Here is a 6814-nt window from a genome sequence, read left to right as displayed (position 1 = left end):
ATATAATACTCGAAGAGTGTTTTTACCCCAAATAAGTCGGTTAAATACCCAATAATCTATTAAAATTACAAAAGACCTTCAGAATAAGCCCATTCTGAAGGTCTTTTGTCAACAACCTGGATCGACATTTCCTTTTTAGGTAATGTCGATTTTTTATTATAAAGGCCTCCTATTCGTATTAGGAAATTTATGCTATCTTTCAATTAAAATTGAATTTCGTTACGAGGGGGCTCTGTAAATGCTTTGTTGGATAAATGGACAATATGTTGATGATACGGAAATTATGATATCACCATTTGACCACGGTTTTTTATACGGTCTAGGGTTTTATGAAACATTTCGAACGTACAGCGGTAAAGTAGTACTGCTTGAAGAGCATTTTAATCGTTTATGTTCAGCACTTAATCTTTACAGAATCAATATTCCTTATACGTTAAAAGAAATTCAAGAAGCGATTTATGAATTGACTAGAAGCATGGGGGAAGATGCCATAATTCGTTTAAATGTTTCCGCTGGGTATAATAGTCTTTCTATTCCATATAAATATGAAAGTCCAAACGTTATTCTTTTTCAAACGCCTTTGATAAAAAGAAAACGTAATACGGAAAAGGCGGCACAATGGCTTCAAATAAGAAGAGTAGTAGATGAACACCATTGCTTTAGCTTTAGATCCAATTATTTTGGAAATAATGTGCTAGCTCGATTTGAAATTGAAGATTTAACTACTACGGAAGGATTTTTCTTAACTTCTAAAGGATTTATAGCAGATGGGATTACATCAAATATTTTCTGGGCGAGAGATGGTATACTTTATACACCTTCTATTTCCACTGGGATTATACCAGGTATTACAAGACAATGGTCAATTATGATAGCAAGGCGACTAGGCTACCGGGTTGTAGAGGATGTATTTATTAAAAAAGAATTGGAAAATGCATATGAATGCTTTATTACAAATTCTATCGAAGAACTCGTTCCAATTTCAAACATTGGGAAGATACATTTTTTAGGTGAAAATGGACCGATGTATCAACGTTTACATCAGGCTTACATAGAAGAAATTATTCAAACAGTGAAAAGAGGTTAGTTTATGTTATCTAAATATCCAAAACCAATCGTAATAAATAACATCGAACTGGACTATACCAAAGAGACCTTTGTAATGGGTATTTTAAATGTAACTCCGGATTCTTTCTCAGATGGGGGAAAATTTAATTCATTAGAAGTAGCTGTTCAGCATGCTAAGGAAATGGTAGCAAATGGTGCCAAAATTCTTGATGTTGGAGGGGAATCCACACGACCTGGCTATACAAGAATTTCAGACGAAGAAGAGATTGCACGTGTAGTTCCAGTCATTAAGGCGCTAGTAAAAGAAGTACCCGCGATTATTTCTATCGATACGTATAAGTCAGCTGTGGCTCGTGCTGCTATCGAAGCTGGAGCCCACATGATTAATGATATATGGGGGGCAAAAGCGGATCCTGAAATCGCTTATGTTGCTTCAGAGATGAATGTACCAATTATCCTAATGCACAATCGCAAAGAAGAGTCGTACAATCATTATTTTGAAGATTTTATAGCGGATTTACAAGAAAGTATTAACATAGTAAAGGAAGCTGGTGTACCAGATGAACATATTATTTTAGATCCAGGTATTGGCTTTGTGAAAAATTTACAGCAGAGCATAGAGACAATGCAGCGTTTAGACGAACTTGTAGATTTGGGGTACCCAGTACTCCTTGCAACTTCACGTAAGCGAATGATTGGTACGATTTTAAATCTACCATTAGATGAACGGGTGGAAGGAACCGCTGCAACTTGTGCATATGGCATTATGAAGGGCTGTCATATAGTGCGTGTTCACGATGTGAAAGAAGTTGCCCGTACCGTTAAGATGATGGATGCTTTAGTGGGAAAATATGAAGTAAAAGAAGAGTTGCCTGAAAGACACTAGGATTTATAAGGAGATTATGGTATGGATTATATACATTTAAGAGAATTACAGTTTTTTGGCTATCATGGTGTATTGCCGGAGGAAAATGTTCTTGGGCAACGTTTTCGTGCAAACGTCTCGCTTGCAGTGAATGTACAAAAAGCGGGACAGACTGACGAGCTGGATAATACAGTAAGTTATGTTGGTGTTTATGATATTTGTAAAGAAATTATTGAAGGCAAACCGTTTAAATTAATTGAAGCAGTTGCTGAAACGGTTGCATCTCGTATACTGGAAGCTTATAAAGGTCAAGTATTTGGCTGCCGTGTAGAAATTATTAAACCAGATCCCCCTATACCGGGACATTATAAAGAAGTAGCTGTAGAAATAGTGAGAGGTCGTTTTTATGAATAATGTTTATTTATCGCTTGGAACCAATATCGGGGATAGAGAACATAACTTAAAATATGCTGTACATATGCTACAAGAGGATGAAGGCGTAAAGGTCCGGGATGTTTCTTCTATATATGAAACTGCTCCAGTTGGTTATACAGAGCAAGCATCCTTTTTAAACATTGCCGTTTTAATTGAAACCTCTTATTCCCCATTCCAAATGCTTGAATTATGCCAATCTGTTGAAAATAAATTAGGGCGTGTTCGAGAATTTCGATGGGGTCCACGGATTATAGACCTTGACATTTTGCTCTATAATCAAGAGAATATTGAGTCAGAGAACTTAATTGTTCCTCATCCTAGAATGTTTGAAAGAGCATTTGTTTTAGTTCCGCTTATGGAAATTGCACAGAAGCCTTTAACGAGCAATTTACAGAAAGCCAAATCAGTACTTTCTGAAATGGACATTAATCAGGAAGGTATAAACAAATGGAAAAATATAAATAGCGTTAAGGAATTTGTACAAATTTAAGTATAGGTTCATATAATGGGGGAGCTTAGATTCAGGTGCTAAAGGATGAAATGTAAAATAATGTGGATGACGGTAGTACACTTTGAAAATTACCGATAAATTTTAAATAAAAATGTACAGCAAGGAGAGTGTAAAAACTCTATAAGGAGGATGCAACATTGAATACTACGGAAAAACCGTTTCAAATAGGTGATATCGTCATGGATAACCGTGTCGTTTTAGCACCAATGGCTGGCGTGTGTAACTCGGCTTTCCGTCTTACTGTAAAAGAATTCGGAGCTGGTTTAGTATATGCTGAAATGATCAGTGATAAAGGGTTAGTTCAGCGTAACAAAAAAACATTAGATATGCTTTATATTGATGAGCGCGAAAATCCACTGTCTTTACAGATTTTTGGTGGAGATAAAGAAACGTTAGTTGAGGCTGCACAATATGTTGATAAAAATACAAATGCAGATATTATTGATATCAACATGGGCTGCCCAGTAAACAAAATTATAAAATGTGAAGCAGGAGCAAAATGGCTTCTTGATCCAAATAAAATTTATGAAATGGTTTCCGCTGTAGTAGCTGCAGTTGATAAGCCAGTTAGTGTAAAAATGCGCATTGGTTGGGATGATGAGCATGTTTTTGCTGTCGAAAATGCGCAGGCAGCAGAGCGTGCTGGTGCATCCGCAATTGCAATGCACGGACGTACTCGAGTTCAGATGTACGAAGGAAAAGCAAACTGGAATATTTTAAAAGAAGTTAAGAAAAACATTAATATTCCTTTCATTGGAAATGGTGATGTAGAGACTCCCCAAGATGCTAAACGCATGTTAGAAGAAACAGGTGTAGACGCAGTTATGATTGGACGTGCCGCATTAGGCAACCCTTGGATGATTTATCGGACTGTTAAATATTTAGAAACAGGGGAACTAAAACCTGAACCATCTGTACGTGAAAAAATGGACGTATGTTTACTTCATTTTGAACGTTTAATGCAACTAAAAGGAGAAGGAGTTGCTGTTCGAGAAATGCGTAAACATGCATCATGGTACTTAAAAGGAATTCGTGGAAACGGCAAAGTGCGTAATGCAATTAATCAAGTAGAGACTGCTGCGGAATTACGTATATTATTAAATGGTGTTGTAGATGAACTAGAAGAGCACCAAGAACAAAAAGTAGAAGCAATGTAATTAGTAAAGGCATCCTTGTATCAACATGATTTAGGATGCCTTTTTGATTTATTTTGCAAGTTGTTCTTTTGTTGGGCCCATAACTCCAGGAACAGGGAGTCCTGCTTGGCGAAGCAATACTTGCATTTGTGCGCGGTGATGTGTTTGATGATCAACCATCATTCGTAAAACAGCACCAATAGGTATTGCTTGTTCTCCCATATTAACTGTTTTTAATAAAGAGTCATTTGAAAGATTTTCTTTAATAATTTTAACGATATTCTCGCTCACAGTTTGATACTGTTTTGAAATTTCATTAATTGTGGAAGGTACATTGGATTGGTTTAATTCTAGTCCTAATGAAAGACCTATTTGCCCCATAAAAAAAGCTGGTGAGTTTGTTAAATGCCAGCTAAGCCACTCGAGGGAGTTATGACCATCTACTATTGAAAAATCTTTCTTTTCATCAGTTATAGCTTTAATTATAGATAAGGTACCATTACTACTATGTTGCCAATCTTGAATAAAATCATTAACAGTTCTGTACATTTGAACAACAACCCCTTTCATATCAATCGTGGAAATTTTACCATATTTTAATTCGTAACATCGAATAAATCATATCGGGTTTAACTATCTGAAAAGTAAAACTTTTTAAAAACAATTTAAATTCAATCGAAAGAGATGAATAGAAAGCAGAAATTGTGTACAATAGGTACATTATGGACTAATGAACTGCAAAAGCGGAACAAGTATATAAGGAGTGAAAAACGTGTCAAACATTGAAGAATTAAACGACCAACTTTTGGTGAGACGCCAAAAGATGACGAATATTCAAGAAAGCGGTATGGACCCATTCGGTAATCGCTTTGAACGTACGCATTTATCTTCAGAGATTCGCGAGCAATTTGGAGAGCTTACAAAAGAGCAATTAGAAGAGTCCCCAGTAGAAGTAGTAATCGCTGGACGTATTATGACAAAGCGCGGAAAAGGAAAAGCTGGTTTTGCTCATATTCAAGATTTAGGTGGACAAATTCAAATCTATGTACGTAAAGACCGCGTTGGTGATGAAGCATATGAATTATTTAATACTGCAGATTTAGGAGATATCGTTGGTGTTCGAGGAAATCTATTTGTAACGAATGTGGGAGAGCTTTCTGTTAAGGCGGAAGAATTTACGTTCCTAACTAAATCCCTTCGTCCAATGCCGGAAAAATTCCATGGTCTACAAGACGTTGAACAACGCTATCGTCAACGCTATTTAGACTTAATGACGAATGCAGACAGTAAACAAACATTTATTACTCGTTCTAAAATCATTCGTGCTATTCGTAATTACTTAGATAACAATGGTTATTTAGAAGTTGAAACACCGATGCTGCATTCTATTGCAGGTGGTGCAGCAGCTCGTCCATTCATTACACATCATAACGCATTAGATATGGAACTTTATATGCGTATCGCAATTGAACTTCACTTAAAACGTTTAATTGTTGGTGGCCTTGAAAAAGTTTATGAAATTGGTCGTGTATTCCGTAATGAGGGGATTTCCACTCGTCATAATCCAGAGTTTACGATGATCGAGTTATATGAAGCGTATGCTGATTACCGTGACATAATGGAACTAACTGAAAACTTAATTTCACATGTAGCTCAAGAAGTGCTTGGCACAACAACGATCCAATATGGTGAAGACCAAATAAATCTTGCGCCAGGCTGGAAACGAGTACACATGGTGGATGCAGTAAAAGAAGCAACAGGTGTAGACTTCTGGCAGCCAATGACAAAAGAACAAGCCCAAAGCTTAGCAAAAGAGCGTGGAGTTGAAATCAAAGAAGCTCATGAAGTAGGTCATATTATTAATGAATTCTTTGAACAAAAAGTAGAAGAAACATTAGTACAACCAACATTTGTATTTGGCCACCCTGTAGAGATTTCACCGCTTGCAAAGAAAAATCCAGAAGATCCACGTTTTACAGATCGTTTCGAGTTATTCATTGTACGCCGTGAACACGCAAATGCATTTACAGAGTTAAATGACCCAATCGATCAACGTGAACGTTTTGAAGCACAGCTTGCTGAAAAAGCAGCTGGTAATGATGAAGCTCATGAAATGGACAATGACTTCATTGAAGCGTTAGAATACGGTATGCCGCCAACAGGTGGATTAGGCATTGGTATCGACCGCCTTGTAATGCTATTAACAAATGCACAATCAATTCGTGACGTACTGCTATTCCCAACTATGCGTCATCGTGATTAAAAAATTAGGTTTAAAAGCGTGTTGAGATAAATTCACTATCTCACACGCTTTTTTGCGTGATATATATAAAGTGTCCATTAAGCTTGCAAATACATATACTAAAAGTGTTTGATAATCATATTTTATGATTTTTAATATTTTTTCATAAAAGTACTTGCATTCTAATTATAAATATGTTAAATTATTATTCGTCGCCAAGAGCGAAAAGATAGTTTTGAAAAAAGTGTTGACTTACTTTTGATAAAGTAATATACTTTAAAAGTTGCTGTTGCGACGATGAAAAGATGTTGACAAACAAAACGTCAAATGGTATTATATAAAAGTTGCTATTCGATAGCGACGAAATGATATGAACCTTGAAAACTGAACAACAAAACGTTAATGAAATAAAGTTTTTAGTAACTGACCCTCGTCGGTGAACGAAACAAAAATTTTGGACATCAAATATGATGCCAGTGTAATTTAGAGCTTTTATCAAATTTTCTTTTATGGAGAGTTTGATCCTGGCTCAGGACGAACGCTGGCGGCGTGCCTAA

Annotated in this window: 7 protein-coding genes; 6 read left to right on the top strand and 1 reads right to left on the bottom strand. The window is 36.2% G+C overall.

Annotated elements, in window-relative coordinates:
• Positions 1–238: 238 nt before the first annotated feature.
• From EKG35_RS20125 to dusB, 5 genes are all read left to right on the top strand, one after another.
• Positions 239–1087, top strand: a complete 849-nt coding sequence (locus EKG35_RS20125; RefSeq protein WP_126296333.1) for an aminotransferase class IV — start codon at positions 239–241, stop codon at positions 1085–1087.
• Positions 1088–1090: 3 nt separating this feature from the next.
• Positions 1091–1954 carry a dihydropteroate synthase gene (gene folP / locus EKG35_RS20120; protein WP_126296332.1) on the top strand — a complete coding sequence of 288 codons (864 nt, stop codon included), beginning with the start codon at positions 1091–1093 and terminating at the stop codon, positions 1952–1954.
• 21 nt (positions 1955–1975) lie between these two features.
• Positions 1976–2347 carry a dihydroneopterin aldolase gene (gene folB / locus EKG35_RS20115; protein WP_126296331.1) on the top strand — a complete coding sequence of 124 codons (372 nt, stop codon included), beginning with the start codon at positions 1976–1978 and terminating at the stop codon, positions 2345–2347.
• A complete protein-coding gene (folK, locus tag EKG35_RS20110; protein WP_126296330.1) occupies positions 2340–2858 on the top strand; it encodes a 2-amino-4-hydroxy-6-hydroxymethyldihydropteridine diphosphokinase in 519 nt (172 codons plus the stop codon). Before folB ends, folK begins: the two co-directional genes overlap by 8 nt.
• 200 nt (positions 2859–3058) lie before the next feature.
• Positions 3059–4036, top strand: coding sequence for a tRNA dihydrouridine synthase DusB (gene dusB, locus EKG35_RS20105; protein ID WP_126296334.1), 978 nt, complete (start codon positions 3059–3061; stop codon positions 4034–4036).
• Between the two features lie 48 nt (positions 4037–4084).
• Here dusB and EKG35_RS20100 read toward each other — a convergent pair whose 3' ends face one another.
• Positions 4085–4564: a DinB family protein gene (locus tag EKG35_RS20100; RefSeq protein ID WP_126296329.1), complete on the bottom strand. Its 480-nt coding sequence runs from the start codon at positions 4562–4564 to the stop codon at positions 4085–4087.
• Between the two features lie 214 nt (positions 4565–4778).
• Between EKG35_RS20100 and lysS the strand changes: the two genes are divergently transcribed.
• Positions 4779–6278: a lysine--tRNA ligase gene (lysS, locus tag EKG35_RS20095; RefSeq protein WP_185807842.1), complete on the top strand. Its 1500-nt coding sequence runs from the start codon at positions 4779–4781 to the stop codon at positions 6276–6278.
• Positions 6279–6814: the final 536 nt, after the last annotated feature.

This window comes from Lysinibacillus telephonicus (assembly GCF_003966145.1).
Taxonomy (GTDB): domain Bacteria; phylum Bacillota; class Bacilli; order Bacillales_A; family Planococcaceae; genus Ureibacillus; species Ureibacillus telephonicus.
This window is presented reverse-complemented; position numbering and strand designations above follow the sequence as displayed.

What these genes read in the sequence shown, in the direction of transcription:
- folB (WP_126296331.1), top strand. Translation starts at nt 1,976, where the DNA reads ATGGATTATATACATTTAAGAGAATTACAGTTTTTTGGCTATCATGGT.
- folP (WP_126296332.1), top strand. Translation starts at nt 1,091, where the DNA reads ATGTTATCTAAATATCCAAAACCAATCGTAATAAATAACATCGAACTG.
- dusB (WP_126296334.1), top strand. Translation starts at nt 3,059, where the DNA reads ATGGATAACCGTGTCGTTTTAGCACCAATGGCTGGCGTGTGTAACTCG.
- EKG35_RS20125 (WP_126296333.1), top strand. Translation starts at nt 239, where the DNA reads ATGCTTTGTTGGATAAATGGACAATATGTTGATGATACGGAAATTATG.
- EKG35_RS20100 (WP_126296329.1), bottom strand. Translation starts at nt 4,564, where the DNA reads ATGTACAGAACTGTTAATGATTTTATTCAAGATTGGCAACATAGTAGT.
- folK (WP_126296330.1), top strand. Translation starts at nt 2,340, where the DNA reads ATGAATAATGTTTATTTATCGCTTGGAACCAATATCGGGGATAGAGAA.